We start from the raw sequence: 16,176 nt of genomic DNA on the forward strand, positions 1-16,176 counted from the left end.
GCGTCTTCGATGCGGCAAAAACGCCCGGCCAATATCGTACCCGGTCGCATCGGAGTAGACTGCACGGCAAATCCATCATCCGTCTCGATTCGAGACCCTGCGAGATCCGTTATGTCCGACAATACCTTCCCCCTTTTTACTGACCTCAAGCTGAAACCGCCCATCCTGAAAGTGCTGCAGGAACTGGGTTACGAATCCCCTTCGCCCATCCAGGCGGCGACCATCCCGGTCCTGCTGGAAGGGCGGGATGTCATCGGCCAGGCGCAGACCGGCACCGGCAAGACCGCGGCCTTCGCCTTGCCCATCCTCGAGCGCATCGACGTCAGCCAGGGCGTGCCGCAAGCCCTGGTGCTGGCGCCGACGCGCGAGCTGGCCATTCAGGTCGCCGAGGCTTTCCAGCGCTATGCCACGCACATCCCCGGCTTTCATGTGCTGCCGATATACGGCGGCCAGAGCTACGGTCCGCAGCTGAGCGCGCTGCGGCGCGGCGTGCAGGTGGTGGTGGGCACGCCCGGCCGCGTGATCGATCACATGGAAAAGCAATCCCTGGACCTTTCCCAGCTCAAGACCATGGTGCTCGACGAGGCGGACGAGATGCTGCGCATGGGATTCATCGACGACGTCGAAACCATCCTGCAGCAAACGCCGGAGTCGCGTCAGACCGCGCTGTTTTCCGCGACCATGCCTTCCGCGATCCGTCGCATCGCCCAGACCTACCTGCGCAACCCGGCGGAAGTCACCATCGCTGCCAAAACCGGGACGGCGGAAAACATCCGCCAGCGCTACTGGCTGGTCAGCGGCCTGCACAAGCTCGATGCGCTCACGCGCATCCTGGAAGCCGAGCCCTTCGACGGCATGATCATCTTCGCGCGCACCAAGCTCGGCACGGAGGAGCTGGCGACCAAGCTGCAGGCGCGCGGCTTCTCCGCCGCCGCCATCAATGGCGACATGGCGCAGCAGCAGCGCGAACGCACGATCCAGCTGCTCAAGGACGGCAAGATCGACATCCTCGTGGCGACCGATGTGGCGGCGCGGGGACTGGACGTGGAACGCATCAGCCACGTGATCAACTACGACGTGCCGTACGACCCGGAGAGCTACACGCACCGCATCGGCCGTACCGGCCGCGCCGGACGCAGCGGCGAAGCGATCCTGTTCATCGCGCCGCGCGAGCGCAACCTGCTCAAGGCGATCGAGCGCGCGACGCGCCAGCCGGTTTCGCCCATGACCCTGCCGTCCATCCAGGCGGTCAACGACGTGCGCATCACCCGCTTCAAGGACCAGATCAGCGAAACGCTGGCGGCGGGAGGGCTGGAAGAATTCCGCTCCCTTATCGAAGACTATGAACGCGAAAGCAATGTCCCGGCGGTCGAGATCGCCGCGGCGCTCGCGAAACTGGCGCGCGGCGACGTGCCGCTGCTGCTCGACCAGGACCGGCGCGAGCCGCAGCATGAACGCGCGGAGCGCGGCCATCCGTCCGGCGATCGCGCCGAGCGCATGGACCGCCCGGCTCGGCCCGACCGCAACAACCGCACCTTCGTGCAACCCGACCGGCCGGCGGATCGGGAGTTCGGCGAGCGCGCCTTCGCCAAAAAGCCGCGCGTCGACCGCCCGCCGGAAGCCGGCATGCAGGCCTACCGCATCGAAGTGGGCCACGTGCACGGTGTGAAGCCGGGCAATATCGTTGGCGCCATTGCCAACGAAGCGGGTCTGGAGGCCAGGCATATCGGCCGCATCGAAATCTACGACGATTACAGCACGCTGGATCTTCCAGAAGGCATGCCGGACGATCTCCTCCACCACCTCAAGAAGGTGTGGGTCGCCGGCCAGCAACTGCGCATCAGCCGCGAGGGCGAGTCCATGGCGGCCGGCAGGAGCGGGAAGGCCGGCCCGTCTGCGCCGGAGGACGCCGGCGACCGTCCCGGCAAGCCGCCACGCAGGGACCTGCAGGAACGCGGCGCGCAGGCCAGCGAGACGCCGGCACCGAAAAAGGCGCGCGACGCCGGCCGCAATCCCGTGGGCATGCAGACCTACCGCATCGAAGTGGGACATGCGCATGGCGTGAAGCCGGCCAACATCGTCGGCGCCATCGCCAACGAAGCGGGCCTGGAGGCCAGGCATATCGGCCGCATCGACATTCATGCTGACTACAGCACGCTCGAACTCCCGGCAGGCATGCCGAGGGAGATCTTCGAGCAGTTGAAAACGGTGACGGTCTCCGGCCAGCAGCTGCGCATCAGCCATGCTCCCGGAGAGCAGGACGCCACCGCCCGCAACGGTGCGCACCGCAAGCAGACCGGAGACAGGCCGCCTGCCCGGGGAAACACCGGAGCGGACAGGCGCAGCGCGGATGCGGCCAAACCCAGGGCGCATCGCAAGGGCGGAAAGCAGTCCTGACCCGTCAGGCTACTTCACCCGCTGCGCAGCGCGCCATCGCCCTGACAACGGCGCGAGTCGATTACTGCCTTTGAGCCGTTCGGTGTTCGTGATGGACGCATGCGCCGGCAGCGGCCGGCCCGCTTCTCCCGCGGGCCGGCAACCGTCAGCCGATCGGTGATGCGCCGGCAGGAATGTCAGTGGGCGCCTTTCTGCTTCGGCATCAGGGGGCGCCGCTGTACCTGCATGTCGTGAAGCTTGTTCTGCATGATCGAGAGCAAGACCTCGTGTTCCTCTGTCGGCCACCCCATCGCCCGTGCTTCCGCGATGCGCTGGCGTTGAAGCATGAGCCGCTCCTCTTCTTCCGCAATGCGTTGTTCGACCTGGGCAAGATGCTGCGCTTTCTCCGCTTTCTCTGCGTTCTCTGCTTTCCTGGACATGGTTCCTCCATGGGTAGAGTTTCAAGGTAGGACACGCGGCAGGTGACGTCAACCGGCCGGGAGTATCGAACGGCGCCTGTCGATAGCCGCGGGACATGGGCTGGTCCGTTCCGGGAACCGGCGCTTCATCGGGAACGGCCGGTCCGGTCGACCGGCAACGTCCGATCTCACGAGCTCCACCGGCCGTTATTCGATGAGGATTCGGCCCGCGCACCGCGCAAGGACGGCGTTTGACGCTATCGCGCGCTTTCCGATATCGTTTGCCTTTTTTCGTCGACATGAACCGCTGGCCGTGTCGTCAACGGCAAGCCCATGCGCGAACTCCCATCCCTTTCCCGGCTGACCGCCGGTTCCCTGGTCAGCGCGACCTGCCTGCTGGCCCTGCTCCATTTCGGGCGCGAGGTGCTCGAACCGGTCGCGCTGGCCGCCATCCTCAGCCTGATCCTGGCGCCCCTGATCCGGGCCCTGGAACGCCTCGGCTGGGGACGGCTGCCGGCCACGCTGGCGGCGGTTCTTCTTGCGGCCGCGTGCGTGGTCGGCATGACCCTCGTCCTGGCGTCACAACTGGCGGCGGTCACCCGCGAGCTGCCGCAGTACCGGGCGGCGATCCGCGTCAAGGTAGCCAAGGTGCGGGAGTTGACCGAGCGCCCCTTCGCGCGCATCCAGGCCGAGCTGAGCGGCCTGGTGCCGCAGCCGCCAGCCGATGTGCCGAAGCCGCGCCAGGGCGCCGGGTTGACGCCTGCGCCCGGCCAGCCGGTGCCGGTGGAAATCCGCCCGCCGCGCCTCACCACCCAGGACACGCTGGCCCGGCTGCTGGCCTTGGCGCTCGGACCGATCGGCGAAGCCGGCCTGGTGCTGCTGCTGATGGTGTTCATCTCCCTGGAGCATGAGTCGCTCAAGGACCGGCTGGTCCAGTTCGCCGGGCATGCGCGGACCAGCCGCACCATCAAGACGCTTGCCGACGCGACGCAGGGCGTGTCGCGCTTCTTCTTTTTCCAGTTCGTGGTCAATGCCGCCTTCGGCGCGGCGGTCGGGCTGGCGCTGTGGCTGGGCGGCATCCCGCACGCTGCGCTGTGGGGCACGCTTAGCGGCGCGCTGCGCTTCGTGCCTTACCTCGGCATTCTCGGCGCCGGCGCGGCCACCCTCCTGTTCGTCGCCGCCATCGATCCCGGCTGGGCACTGTCCCTGTACTGCGTCGGCCTGTTCCTGGTGCTCGAGCTGCTGGTGGCGAACGTGGTCGAACCGAAGGTGTACGGCCACAGTTCCGGACTGTCGCCGCTGGCGGTGATCCTGTCGGCGCTATTTTGGAGCGCGATGTGGGGACCAGTGGGCCTGCTCCTGTCGACGCCACTGACGCTGTGCCTGGTAGTCATGGGGCGGCATGTGCGGGCGCTGGAACCGCTTTCGGTGTTCCTCGGCGAGGCGCCGAACGTCACGGCGGCACAGCGCTTCTATCAGCGCGCGCTGAGCGGCGATACCAAGGCCATCGTCCGCGATGCGCAACTCTACCTGCGGCGACACGGCTTTGCACGATACTGCGACCAGATCTTGCTGCCCGGACTCGGGCTGGCGGTCAATGAGTTGAGTTCAGGCGATATCGATGCCTCGCAGCAAGCGCGCATACGCGTCTCCATCATCGATATCGCCGAGGCGCTGACGCCCTCCTCCGGCAGTCTGGCCAGACCGCGCCGGCGGCCGGCTTCACTCATCGACGCCAGCGTCGGCGCTCACCTGCGGCAGCTGCGCGAAGCCCGCTTCGGCCGCTGGCAGGGACCGCTCGACGTGCCGGCGAAATCGGTCGTGCTCTGCGCCGGCCTTGGCTCCCAGCGCGACGACCTGCTGAGCGAACTGCTGGTGCGGGCGCTGCGCCAGGATGAGGTCGATGCCAGAAGCGTGGTGATCGGCACAGCGTCGGAAAATCCCGGGGCCGACAAGGGCGGCCTCGTCTCGACGGTATTCATCACCTATCCGACCGATGCGGCGCTCGAGCCATGGCTGGCGGCCGCCGCCGAATTGCGGGCGGACCTGCCGCAGGCGTTGCTGGTGACGATCCGCCTGCCCTTCGAAGATGCGCTCGCGCCGGAGGAGTTAATTGAACTGCATGTGGACATGATTCTGCGCTCCTTCGAGGAAGGCCTGGCTTTCGTCCATCCGCAACCGGAAGCGCCGCGCCAGTAAAAACCTGGCGGTTGATTGCCGCACAGCAGCGTTGAATTTTTCTGCGATTGAAGCAAAAAAAGCCCGCAGCCCTTCTGAGCGCTGCGGGAAATCAGGGAGCCGCTGTGGCGCTGCGGCATTAGCAATATGCAACGTTATGTCAGGTAGCTGACAGAAATTTGTCAAGCTGGAGAACCGAAAAAGTCGGATTGCGTCAATCCTTTATCGATTGATGGCAAATACGACAATGAAACCTGATTCCTTTGAAGAAGAAATGGCCCTGCCGGGTGACCAGGACCTGATGCTTCAGCTCGCGCATCTGCCCGCCGCGCCCGTTGCGGAGACCATCAAGGTCGACATCGAGAACGAGTACGGCCGGATATACCGCATCCTCCAGACTGCCGACTTGCTCGCCAATAAGGCGCTGCTGAACACGCTGCTGCACAGCCGGTACGTCGTCGTGCCTTTCAACCCGGACGATGACTACAGCGTAATTGCCATCGTCAGGCCGGAACGCGAATGAATGCCCCGAGAGCAGGAAGCGATCGGGTTTCAGGGAACATGCCCTTTTCGGCGATGTCGCTGACCTATGCGCCCCTGCCGCGCACTTTTCTCTTGTGACGATCATGCCGCCCGCATCTGAGTACCTGGGAGAAACCGAAACGCGAGACCAGGTACATCGCAAGATACTCCTGGTTGACGACAACCTCGACCTGCTCGAACTTGCGATCGACTACCTGCACTTCCTCGGCCATGAAGTGATTGCCGCCTCGAATGCGGAAGAAGCCCTCGATCGCCTCCGCGCCACTCCGGACGTGCAGGTCCTCATCAGCGATGTGACCATGCCCGGCATGAGCGGCATCGAATTGGCCCGTCGCGCGCGCGAGATGTATCCCTGGCTTCGCGTGCTGCTGGTATCGGGACGCGCCGACCTGGTTGCCGCCGAAGCCGCGACGCAGCATTTCGACTTCCTCCCCAAGCCCTACCGCATCGCCGACATGAACGCCTTTCTAGCCAGGCGGTAAAACGATTCTCCCCAGGCGGCAGAAGAAAGCTTTCCCGGCTGGCGTCCAGGTCCCGGACGACATATGAAAGCGGCCATCACTGAATCGGCCGCCGGCGTCGGCTATCAGGCCCGCCGGCAACGCCTCCTCATCCGCTCCATGGAACAGTCCTGCCCGGCCATGCGCCGGCGCAGCCCATGACGCGCAGCCGCCGCGCCGGCTTGGCTCTATACTTCACCTTGCCGCAGCGAAAACATGCCTCGCCCGGCCATGGCTTTCATCCACAACAATCAGGAGACTTCATGCGTTATTCCAATGCCACGTTCGCCGCCGCCGTATGCGGCGCCTTCGTTCTGGGCGCGCTCTGCTCGCCCCTTGCCCGGCACATCGTCAACGATGCCCATGCCCAAGCTGCGCCGCTGCAGCCGATGATGATCGACTTGGCCGCCCTCAAGCATGCCGACCTGCCCACGACGCCCAACCCGGAAATGAACGCGCGCCCCTTGGTGACGACCGAGAACGCGACGGTCGGCATCCAGTCCGGCAACGTCGCCAAGCATATTCATCCGAAGACCGATGAGATCCAGTACATCATCGAAGGCAGCGGTTCGATGTGGCTGGGGAACGAGCGCAAGGAATTCAAGCCGGGAACGCTGATCATCATCCCGAAAGGCACGGCGCACGCGGGCTCCATGGTGGCGAACGGTCCGGTGAAGGCGATCGCCATCAAGATTCCGCCGCAACCCAAGGATGACGTAGTTTTCGTGCAGTAGGCTTTCTGCGCCGCGGGACGACCCGGCCATGCGACATGCCGGGTCGGCCGGGCGCCGTGCTACCGAAAGAAGCTGACCGTGCCGTCGGATTGCACGAATTGCGCCTTGCCGAAGCTGCTCTTCACCACGTCCGTCTGTTCCGACCGCATGTCGAGAAGCGCGCCCTGCTCGGTGCCTATGCGCATTCCCGTAGCCACTTCGACAGTCGCGGTCTTCCTGTCGGGAGAGATCTCGATCGATTTGATGGTGTACTCGAAGTTGGTGTAAAGCGCCTTGCCTACCCGCTCTTCGAGACGCTGCTTCGTCTCATGGAATTGCCCGACGGATGCGCAGGCAGTTGCCTTGTCGAGCGTTTCCGTGACGGGCATGGAGCGCGCGGTGCTCGAGAATCGGCCGTGCACCTGGTCGGAAAACAAGTCGCAGACCGCCTTTGCATCCCCGCGGTCGAAGGCTTCCCAATACTGTTGATACAGTTCCCGAACCTGCGCGTCGCTGACCCGCTTTCCTCCAATGGCTGCATGCCAGATTCCGTATCCAATGCAAACCATGACGGCGATACCCAAAAGCCTCATGTGCCGATCCTTTATTTTTCCTTGTTGATGTGCGGCTACCTTTGCTCAGGCGGCGCCACCGCGGCGCCTTCGATGCGGTGGCGCGCCAAGGCCTCGGCGACGAAGCCGGAGCGCTTCATCTCCTCGACGAACTCCCTCAGGTAGCGGCTGCCGGCAGGCCGCTCCTTCGGCGTCGCCATCGCCTGATTGATCACCATGAAACGGCCGTCGAGCAGGCGCAGCCCGGGCAAGCGCTTCGCATCCGCCTCGAGCTGCTGTTTTACGCCGGCGGCCACTTCCATGGATTCCCGGACCATCATGTCCGCGACCAGCGGCGAGGTGGGCGCCCGCACCAGCTCCGCCTGCTTGATCTCCCGCGACAGATACAGATCGTAGGCGCTTCCCGCGCCGACCACGATGCGGTTGCCCTTGCGGTCCACGTCGGCATTGACCTTGATCGGCGATGCCTGCGGCACCAGGTACGCGCCTTCGATGATCACATAGGGCGCCGAATAATCCATGTCCTGCGCGCGCTTCGGGTCGATGGCGACGAAGCCGATATCCCATTCCTTCGTCCTGGCGCCGTCCACCACCTTGCCGGCAGAGTTATAGGTGACGAGTTCAACCGGCACGCCGAGGCGCCTGCCGAGTTCGCGCGCCAGATCCACGGAAACGCCGCGCGCTTCCCCGGTGGCGGCATCCTTGGTTGCCAGGATCGGATTGCCGAAATTGATGGCCGCCCGCAGCTTGCCGGAAGGCGCCAGTTCGGATGCCGCCGCGGTGCGCTCCTTGGCTCCCGGCGCCATCGAGCCGCATGCGGCGAGTCCGGTTGCCAGGCACAGTATCGCCGCCGCGCGAAGCGCCGCCCACGGTGCCTTTCTGCTTCCCTTGCCAGTACGAGATGATTTCAACGATGAGGTTGCCATGGTGCGCATGCCGATCTCCCTGATGTGGTGGGTACGACGCCGGCCTCGTGCCGGCCTCCGTTTTCTTGTCGTTTGACGCACCGTGCCGCATGCACCGGATGGCCGTTGCGGCCGCGTCTTCGGGCAGTGTAGCAAAACTTCTTCGGAAGCAAGTGTGCTGAAACCGTACTCAGCGCCGCAGCTCCGACATGATCTTTTCGGCGAGGAAGTCGCACGGCGGTCGATTCGACTTGGCGCTGCGCGCAAGGATGACTTCCAGCGCGGGCATTTCCGGCAGTCCCTGCGCCTGGCCGAGCAGGCTCAGGTGGGCAGGCACCGCGCAGCGGGCAAGCGGCGCCACGGCGAGCCCTGCCTCCACCATGCTGAGCAAGCCCATCAGGCTCGGGCTCTCGTAGGAAGTCCGGTAGGAGATCTTCGCCCGTTCCAGGCTGCGCACGGCGTTTTCGCGCGCGACGCTGCCCGGCAGGAAAACCGCGATCGGCAGCGGCCGCTCGCGCCAGATGTCGTTCACGCTCGGCGATGCGGCCCAAACCATCGGTTCGAAGCGGATGAATTCCCCCGACAAGCCCTTGACCCGCGTCGCGCAGACCAGGTCGACCGTTCCTTCCTTCACCATCGGCGCCAGCGCCACGCTCGGCAATCCGACCACCTGGATCTCGACCCGCGGATAGGTCGCGGAAAATTTCTTGAAGATGGACGGCAGCAGCGAGGCGGCATAGTCGTCGGGCACGCCGATGACGACGCGGCCGGTGACGTCGGGCCGCACCACCGCCGCCCAGGCTTCGTCGCGCAGGGCCAGCATGCGCCGTGCGAAGGTCAGCAGCACCTCGCCGTCCTGCGTCGGCGTGACGCTTCGCGGGCGGCGCACGAAGAGCGGCTTGCCGAGCGCCGTTTCGAGCGTCTTGATCTGCATGCTCACCGCAGACTGGGAGCGATGCACGACCTCCGCCGCGCGGCTGATGTTGCCGGTATCGGCCACCGCCACGATCATGGCCAGAACGTCCAGGTCGAGTGCTTTCATGGGTGTCGGACTGTTGGCATCAGAAAATCTGATAAATACGATCAATATTACGCGATTTTCTTAGATAAGCGTATCGGGCATAGTGATGAAAAGGAGGTGCCCATGAACGCCAGAATCAACCCATCCGTATTCGTCACCCGCGAGCTGTGCTTCGCCAGGATCCCTTCCGGCGTCTGCATTCCCTACGTGGCTTCGGGTTCCGGCGAACCGCTGGTCTTCGTGCACGGTTCGCTCTGCGATTACCGCTACTGGAACAGCCAGACGCGTTCCCTGTCGGCGCATTTCCTCTGCATCTCGATCAGTCTCAGCCATTACTGGCCGGTCGACGATGCGAGTATCCAGGCGGAATTCGGCTGGAAGACCCATGTGGCGGAACTGGCCGAATTCATCAGTGCCATGGACCTCGGGCCGGTGCACCTGGTCGGCCATTCACGCGGCGGCTGCGTTGCGTTCCAGCTGGCGCGCGAGTATCCGCACCTGGTGAAGACGCTGACCCTCGCCGATCCGGGCGGCCCGCTGCAGATCGATGGCGAGCCGGCAGCGGTCCTGCCGCCGGCGGTGCATGCGGTGCGGGCGAAGGTCGCGGAGCTGATCGAGAATGGCGCGACCGAAGCCGGACTGGAACTCTTCGTCGACTCGGTGAGCATGCCGGGCGTATGGCGCAGGAGCCCCTCGGGCTTCCGCACGATGGCATTCGATAATGCATCTACGCTTCCGAAGCAGTTCCGCGATCCTCTGCCGGCCTACACCCGCGCCGCCGCCGCCGAGGTGGGGTGCCGGACCTTGTTGATCGAAGGCGAACGGAGTCCGCGCATGTATCGCCATACCGTGGGCGCGCTCGCCGAATGGATGCGCGATGCGGACAAGCAAACCGTCGCCGGCGCCTCGCACGGCATGAACGCGGCCAGCCCGGCCGTGTTCAACCAGATGATCCAGGACTTTGCGGCCGCCTGAAGCGCCGGACAATTCGGGGAAAGCGGGAAGCCCGGACGCGGACGGCAGGGCGCGATGGCCCCGGCCTGCGCCTACTGCATCTCGAATATCTTCGCCGGGTTTAGGATATTGCGCGGATCGAGCGTGCGCTTGATGCGCTTCATCAGGGCGATCTCTTCCTCGCTTCGCGAATAGCGCAGGTAGTGCCGCTTCAGCAGGCCGATGCCATGCTCCGCCGAGACCGAACCGGCCCAGTCCCGCACCAGCCCGTAGACGATGGCGTCGATGTCATCGGTCGGCTGATCGCCCTCCCCGGCCTTGACGCCGATATGGATGTTCGAATCGCCGACATGGCCGAAGAAGACAGTCTTCGCCTCCGGCCAGCGCCGGCGGACCGCATCGGTGCAGGCCGCGACGAAGCGGCCGATATCGCCCGCGGGCAGGCTGACATCGAAGCCGACATGGGGCCAGAACACCGACCGAAACTCGCCCGAGCCATCCCTGATCGCCCACAAGCGCCGTGCCTCGGCCTGCGACTGGGCGATCACCGCATCTTCCACGATGCCCTGCTCCAGCACCCCTTCCAGCGCCGCCTGGAAAAGCGCCTGGTCCCTGGCCGCGTCAGACCCGCTGGCCTCGATCAGCACATAGGCGCCATGGCCCTGCGCCAGCGGCGCCGGCCGCCCCGGAACCCGGGTCGTGATCAGTTCGTAGAAATCCGGCCACATCACTTCGAAGGCGGAAAGCGCGTTGCCGAGGCTGCCCTGCAGCGCCTGCAGCAGGCGGAGCACATCCTCATATCCGGATACCGCGCATAGCGCGGTGCAGGTGCTGCGCGGCTGCGGCTGCAGGCGCAGCACCACGCGGGTGATCACGCCGAGGGTGCCCTCGCTGCCGATGAAATGCTGCTTCAGGTCGTAGCCGGCATTGTTCTTCATCATCTTGTTGAGCGAGGTCAGCACGGTGCCGTCCGCCAGCACGACTTCCAGCCCCAGCACTTGGTCCCGCGTCATGCCGTAGCGGATGACGCGGTTGCCGCCGGCATTGGTGGCGACGTTGCCGCCGATTTGGCAGGAGCCGCGGCCGCCGATATCGACCGGGTAGAAGAAGCCCGCATCCCAGGCCGCCTCCTGCACCGCCTGCAGCGGCGTGCCCGCCCACGCCGTCAGGGTCCGGGCCGCCGGATCGATTTCCTCGACCCCGCGCATGCGCTCCAGCGACAGGACGATGCAATCGCCGGCCGGCGTCGCGCCTCCCGCCAGCCCGGTCGCGCCGCCCTGCGGGACCACCCCCACGCCGGCATCGTTGCAGGACCTGAGGATCGCCGATACCTGCGCCACCGATTCCGGGCGCACCACCGCCAGCGGCAGCGCGCCGGACAGTTTTTCCATCGTGTCGCCGAGATAGCGCGGCTCGATGTCCAGCCCGACCAGGCACTGATCGGCGCGCAGCAATGCCTGCAGGCGATGAATCAGGGAATCCATGTGAAGCCTCGGTGATATGGGTGATGCCCTTTCCCATGACGCGCCTGCCCCGCGGCAGCGCCGGGCACGTCATTGCAGGAGCGTTTCGCCGGCCCTATCCCATGCGCTGGGGGAGATACAGCGCGATGATCGGGAAGGCGATCAGGATGACCAGGCGCAGCAGATCGGTGATGACGAAGGGAATGACGCCCTTGAAGATGGTGGAGAAGCTGAGCTCATGCACCACGCTCTTGATGACGAACACGTTCATGCCCACCGGTGGGTGGATCAGGCCGAGTTCCACCGTCATCACGATGATGATGCCGAACCATATCGGATCGAAGCCGAGCGCGGTCACCACCGGGAATATGATCGGCACGGTCAGGATGATCATCGCCATGGCATCCATCAGGCAACCCAGCACCAGGTACATCACCATGATCAGCGCCAGCACGCCGTAGCGGCCGAGCCCCAGGCCGGTGAGCATCTCGGTGAGCTTCTGCGGGACCTGGGTGATGGTGAGGAAATAGCCGAACAGCAGCGCGCCGATGAGCACGGTGAACACCGCGGCCGAGGTGCGCGTGGCCTGCAGCAGCGCCTCACGGATCTGGGCGCGCGACAGCTTCCTTCGCAGCACGCCGAGCAGGAAGGCGCCGCCAGCGCCCATGCCGCCCGCTTCGGTCGGCGTGAACAGGCCGCCGTAGAGGCCGCCGATGACGAAGGCGAACAGCGTCAGCGGCGCCCAGACATCCTTCAGGCCCCGGAATCGCTCGCCCCACGACGTGGCCTTGCCGGCCGGCAGCAGATCGGGCCTGACCCTGACCAGAATCGAGATGGTCAGCACGTACATCGCCAGCGCGAGCATGCCCGGCAGGATGCCGGCCATGAACAGCTTGCCGATGTCCTGCTGGGTGATGATGGCGTAGACCGCCAGCACCGTCGAAGGCGGCAGCATGGCGCCGAGCGTGCCGCCGGCGGCGATCACGCCGCTGGAGAAGGACTTCGGGTAGCCGTAGCGCCGCATCTCGGGATAAGCCACGCCGGCGAAGGTCGCCGCCGTCGCCACCGAAGAGCCGCAGATGGCGGCGAAGCCGCCGCAGGCTACCACCGTCGCCACGCCAAGCCCGCCTTTCAGATGCCCCAGGAAGCTGTTCGCCGCGCGGAACAGTTCCTTGCTGACGCCGGAGATCGAGACGAAGGCGCCCATCAGCATGAACATCGGGATGACGCCGAAGGTGTAGTCGGTCACCGTGCGCATCGAGGTCTGGCCGATCAGCTTCATGGCGGGCGCGAAGCCGGTCAGGTAGCTGTAGCCGGTGATGCCGACCAGGCCCATGGCCATGCCGACCGGTACCCGCAGCAGCATCAGCACGAACAGCGAAACGAAGCCAATCAAGGCAACTGCATCAGAACTCATGTGTCCTACCCTACTCGTTATAGTTGGCGTCGTGTTTGTCTTCCAGCGCTTCGGGCTGAAAGACAAGCCGGTAAGTCCTGATCGCGATCAGCAGCACCGCCGACACGTCGCCCAGCCAGCCGATCGCGAAGAACGGCCAGGTCGGAATGTTCATGTCATAGGTCAGCACATTGTCGATATAGGTCTGCCTTACCTTGTCAAACAACGTGATGGTCTGCACCGTCACGACGAACAGCAGGACCAGCGTGGCGAAGACGTCGATCCAGCGCCGCGCGCGCGGGCCGACGTTGGTCCATACCAGGTCCACCGTGATGTGGCCGCCGCGGTAGCTGGTGGCGGCGATGCCCCAGAAGATCAGGATGCCGAGCAGCATGCGGCCGAAGTCGTAGCTGTCCGGAATCGAGGTGTTGAAGAACTTCCGCAGCAGCACCGAGACGAAGATATCCAGGGCGACCAGGCCGACGAAGATGGCGGCCAGCCATTCGATCGTATCGATCACCCTGTCCATGAACGATTGTTTCAAGCTGGCCTCCCAGACGATTTGCATGCGCGCTTCACAGCCCGGAATTGTGCTTGGCCAGGGTCTGCTTGAGCGAGTTCATCACGGCGGCGGGATCCTGGCCCGCTTTCTTGACGCTCTCGGCCCACTGGTTCTCCGCCGGCGCCACCGCCTTCTTCCACTGGCCGAGCTGGTCGGGCGTGAGCTTCACCATCTCGTGGCCGCTCAGCGCCGCGATCTTGGCGCGGCCGCCGAATTCGAAGTCGGCCCACGGCGTGGCGATCTTCTCCGCCCAGGCGGTGGTGCAGTGGTCGTCGATCACCTTCTTCTGCGCCGCCGACATGCCGTCGTACTTGGCCTTGTTCATGCCGAGCACGTAGGGCGTGGTGTACAGCGGCACGTCGAGGTGGAACTTGGTGACCTTGTCGATGCCGAACAGGCCGAGCGAGGCCCAGGGGAAAGTGATCGCGTCGGCCACGCCGCGCTCCAGCATGTCGCGCGATTCCGGCGCAGAGGCCTGCACATTGGTGCCGCCGAGGGCGGTGATGACCTGGCCGACGGTGGCCGTCGCCGGCCTGACCTTCATGCCCTTGACGTCGGTCGGCAGCGTGACTTTCTTTACCGAGTGCAGGGAGCCCGGGTCGTGGACGAAGGCCATGCAGACCTTGATGTCCTTCATTTCCTTGGCCGCGTACTGGCGATACCACTCGTCCAGCGCCGCGGTGCCGCCCTTGCCGTTGGCGAAGAGGAAGGGCAGCGCCGCGCCGGCGATGACCGGGAAGCGGCCCGGCTGGTATCCCGGGCTGATGTAGGCCAGGTCGGCGATGCCGTCGCGCGTCATGTCATAGTGGTCGAAGGCCTTGCCAAGCTGCTCCGAGGGGAACAGTGACGAACTGATGGTGCCGCCGGAAGCCTTCTTGATGTCGTCCGCCCAGGCCTGAAGCGATGGATTGAGCGGATGCTGGGCCGGCACCCAGGTCGAAATCTTGAGCTGGACGGGCTTGTCCTGCGCCTGCGCCAGGCCGGCCGCCATGCCCAGGACCGATAGGGCGATACCGAATGCAATCTTCATTTTGAATCTCCTCATTGTTGGTATTGAAGCGTGCCGTTGCGGCACTTTTATAAAACTGAGTAATCCAGGCGTACTGCCTCATCCGACGCCGGCACGCGCCAGCGGCTGGGTGCCACTGACGATGCCTGGAGGCTTTTGAAATTCGCGCTGCAAGTCCGTCGCCGGCAAGGTGTGTTCCGACAGATGCAGGTACTGAGGTCCCAGATTGCCTATGCCGGATGTGCCGAGCAGCGTCATCGTTCGTGCCAGTTCCTCTTCGAGCAGTCGCAGTACGGTGGATACGCCTTCTTCTCCATTAGCAGCCAGGCCATACAGCGCTGGCCTGCCGATGAAGACGCCGGCCGCGCCCAGCGCCAGCGCCTTGGCGATGTCGCTGCCGCGCCTGAAGCCGCCGTCGATGAATACCGGCAGCCGTCCCGCCGCTGCGTCGAGCGCCGCCGGCAGCATGCGGATCGTCGATGGCGCCGCATCCAGCTGGCGTCCGCCGTGGTTGGAGACGATCACGCCATCCACGCCGGCGCGCTGCGCCCGCTGCACGTCGGCGGGATGCAGCAAGCCCTCCACCAGAAGCGGGCCATTCCACAGGCGGCGCAGCCAGGCGATGTCTTCCCATGCTAGGCGCCGGTCCATTTCCCGCGCCAGCAGGGCAGCCTGGGCCTGCGGCGAGGCTTGCCCGGTTTCGGATTCGACCAGATTGACGAAGCGCGGCATGCCGGCATGCGCCATGCGCCACAGCCATGCCGGGCGCTTCATCATGTCGAGCATCATGCGCGGCGTCGGCCGAAACGGCAGCCGGAGCCCGTTGCGCATGTCGCGCTGGCGATATCCGCTGACCGGCACATCCACCGTCAGCACTAGGGCGGCATACCGGGCCTGCCGCGCGCGCCGCACCATCTGTTCGGCGATGGCGCGGTCGCTCATCACATAGAGCTGCAGCCATTGCATGCCTTCGGGCGCGGCGTCGCGCACCGCCTCGATGCGGCAATTGGAAGCGGAGGACAGGATGAAGGGCACGCCGGCCGAGGCGGCCGCGCGAGCCATGTCGATGTCGCCGCCGGCCCGCACCAGTCCGCTCAGCCCGAGCGGCGCAATGCCGAACGGGGCGCGCCACGACTGGCCGAAAACCCGGATGGCGGTGTCGATCGACGACGTGTCCTGAAGCTGTTGCGGCAGCAGGCAAAGCGCCTGCAGGTCGGCCCGGTTCCGCTGCAGACATTGCTCGTCCTCGGCTCCGCCCTCGACGTAATCCGCAACGAACTTCGGCAGGCAGCGATGCGCTTGCCGCTGCATGTCCGCAATGCTCAATATCTGGCTGCTTCCCATCTGGGCGCTTGTGCTCCGGGCCTGCCTGTTCATGAAAGGGGCGGAGCGGCATGCCTGCACGCCGCCTCGCCGCTGTTTGCCGCCTTCAGCCGCATTTGCGGCAGTTGGCATTAGAACGGATAGTGGCGCGGGGCGGTCTGCACCGAGATCCAGCGCAGGTCGGTGAACTCGGCAATCGCCGCCTTGCCGCCGAAGCGGCCGAAGCCGCTGCCTTTCACCCC

The 16,176-nt window shown here is 65.3% G+C and carries 15 protein-coding genes; 6 read left to right on the plus strand and 9 right to left on the minus strand.

Annotated elements, in window-relative coordinates:
• Positions 1–111: 111 nt before the first annotated feature.
• On the plus strand, positions 112–2,397 hold the full coding sequence (locus tag CHB88_RS22155; protein WP_089401536.1) for a DEAD/DEAH box helicase: 2,286 nt from the start codon (positions 112–114) through the stop codon (positions 2,395–2,397).
• 176 nt (positions 2,398–2,573) lie between these two features.
• On the opposite strand, the gene CHB88_RS22160 is transcribed toward CHB88_RS22155, so the two are convergent.
• Positions 2,574–2,816, minus strand: a complete 243-nt coding sequence (locus CHB88_RS22160; RefSeq protein WP_089401537.1) for a hypothetical protein — start codon at positions 2,814–2,816, stop codon at positions 2,574–2,576.
• A 312-nt stretch (positions 2,817–3,128) separates the two neighbouring features.
• Here CHB88_RS22160 and CHB88_RS22165 point away from each other — a divergent pair, with 312 nt between their 5' ends.
• The 4 genes from CHB88_RS22165 (at position 3,129) to CHB88_RS22180 (ending at position 6,750) form a co-directional block, all read left to right on the plus strand.
• Positions 3,129–4,994 carry an AI-2E family transporter gene (locus CHB88_RS22165; RefSeq protein ID WP_089401538.1) on the plus strand — a complete coding sequence of 622 codons (1,866 nt, stop codon included), beginning with the start codon at positions 3,129–3,131 and terminating at the stop codon, positions 4,992–4,994.
• A gap of 226 nt (positions 4,995–5,220) precedes the next feature.
• Entirely contained in the window at positions 5,221–5,496 is a 276-nt protein-coding gene (locus tag CHB88_RS22170; RefSeq protein ID WP_143131430.1) for a hypothetical protein, read from the plus strand.
• Between the two features lie 103 nt (positions 5,497–5,599).
• Positions 5,600–5,998: a response regulator gene (locus CHB88_RS22175; RefSeq protein WP_089401540.1), complete on the plus strand. Its 399-nt coding sequence runs from the start codon at positions 5,600–5,602 to the stop codon at positions 5,996–5,998.
• Positions 5,999–6,279: 281 nt separating this feature from the next.
• Positions 6,280–6,750 carry a cupin domain-containing protein gene (locus CHB88_RS22180; RefSeq protein WP_089401541.1) on the plus strand — a complete coding sequence of 157 codons (471 nt, stop codon included), beginning with the start codon at positions 6,280–6,282 and terminating at the stop codon, positions 6,748–6,750.
• Positions 6,751–6,809: 59 nt separating this feature from the next.
• Here the strand turns inward: CHB88_RS22180 and CHB88_RS22185 are convergent, their stop codons facing one another.
• The 3 genes from CHB88_RS22185 to CHB88_RS22195 form a co-directional block, all read right to left on the minus strand.
• Positions 6,810–7,313 (minus strand): Cif family virulence factor, encoded by a 504-nt coding sequence (locus tag CHB88_RS22185; RefSeq protein WP_143131431.1) that lies wholly within the window; start codon positions 7,311–7,313, stop codon positions 6,810–6,812.
• A gap of 44 nt (positions 7,314–7,357) precedes the next feature.
• A complete protein-coding gene (locus CHB88_RS22190) occupies positions 7,358–8,107 on the minus strand; it encodes an ABC transporter substrate-binding protein (RefSeq protein ID WP_089401543.1) in 750 nt (249 codons plus the stop codon).
• Positions 8,108–8,396: 289 nt separating this feature from the next.
• Positions 8,397–9,248, minus strand: a complete 852-nt coding sequence (locus CHB88_RS22195) for a LysR family transcriptional regulator (protein WP_176442605.1) — start codon at positions 9,246–9,248, stop codon at positions 8,397–8,399.
• 102 nt (positions 9,249–9,350) lie between these two features.
• Between CHB88_RS22195 and CHB88_RS22200 the strand changes: the two genes are divergently transcribed.
• Complete coding sequence (locus CHB88_RS22200) at positions 9,351–10,202, plus strand: alpha/beta fold hydrolase (RefSeq protein WP_089401544.1); 852 nt, start codon at positions 9,351–9,353, stop codon at positions 10,200–10,202.
• A gap of 71 nt (positions 10,203–10,273) precedes the next feature.
• Here CHB88_RS22200 and CHB88_RS22205 read toward each other — a convergent pair whose 3' ends face one another.
• From CHB88_RS22205 to CHB88_RS22225, 5 genes are all read right to left on the minus strand, one after another.
• Positions 10,274–11,665, minus strand: coding sequence for an FAD-binding oxidoreductase (locus tag CHB88_RS22205; RefSeq protein ID WP_089401545.1), 1,392 nt, complete (start codon positions 11,663–11,665; stop codon positions 10,274–10,276).
• Positions 11,666–11,759: 94 nt separating this feature from the next.
• Complete coding sequence (locus tag CHB88_RS22210) at positions 11,760–13,061, minus strand: TRAP transporter large permease (protein ID WP_089401546.1); 1,302 nt, start codon at positions 13,059–13,061, stop codon at positions 11,760–11,762.
• A gap of 10 nt (positions 13,062–13,071) precedes the next feature.
• Positions 13,072–13,584 (minus strand): TRAP transporter small permease, encoded by a 513-nt coding sequence (locus tag CHB88_RS22215; RefSeq protein ID WP_089401552.1) that lies wholly within the window; start codon positions 13,582–13,584, stop codon positions 13,072–13,074.
• 31 nt (positions 13,585–13,615) lie between these two features.
• Positions 13,616–14,632: a TRAP transporter substrate-binding protein gene (locus CHB88_RS22220; RefSeq protein ID WP_245845174.1), complete on the minus strand. Its 1,017-nt coding sequence runs from the start codon at positions 14,630–14,632 to the stop codon at positions 13,616–13,618.
• Between the two features lie 78 nt (positions 14,633–14,710).
• Positions 14,711–15,922 carry an alpha-hydroxy acid oxidase gene (locus CHB88_RS22225; protein ID WP_245845176.1) on the minus strand — a complete coding sequence of 404 codons (1,212 nt, stop codon included), beginning with the start codon at positions 15,920–15,922 and terminating at the stop codon, positions 14,711–14,713.
• Positions 15,923–16,176 lie beyond the last annotated feature (254 nt).

Origin of the sequence: Noviherbaspirillum humi (genome assembly GCF_900188095.1) — a bacterium.
Classification (GTDB): domain Bacteria; phylum Pseudomonadota; class Gammaproteobacteria; order Burkholderiales; family Burkholderiaceae_D; genus Noviherbaspirillum; species Noviherbaspirillum humi.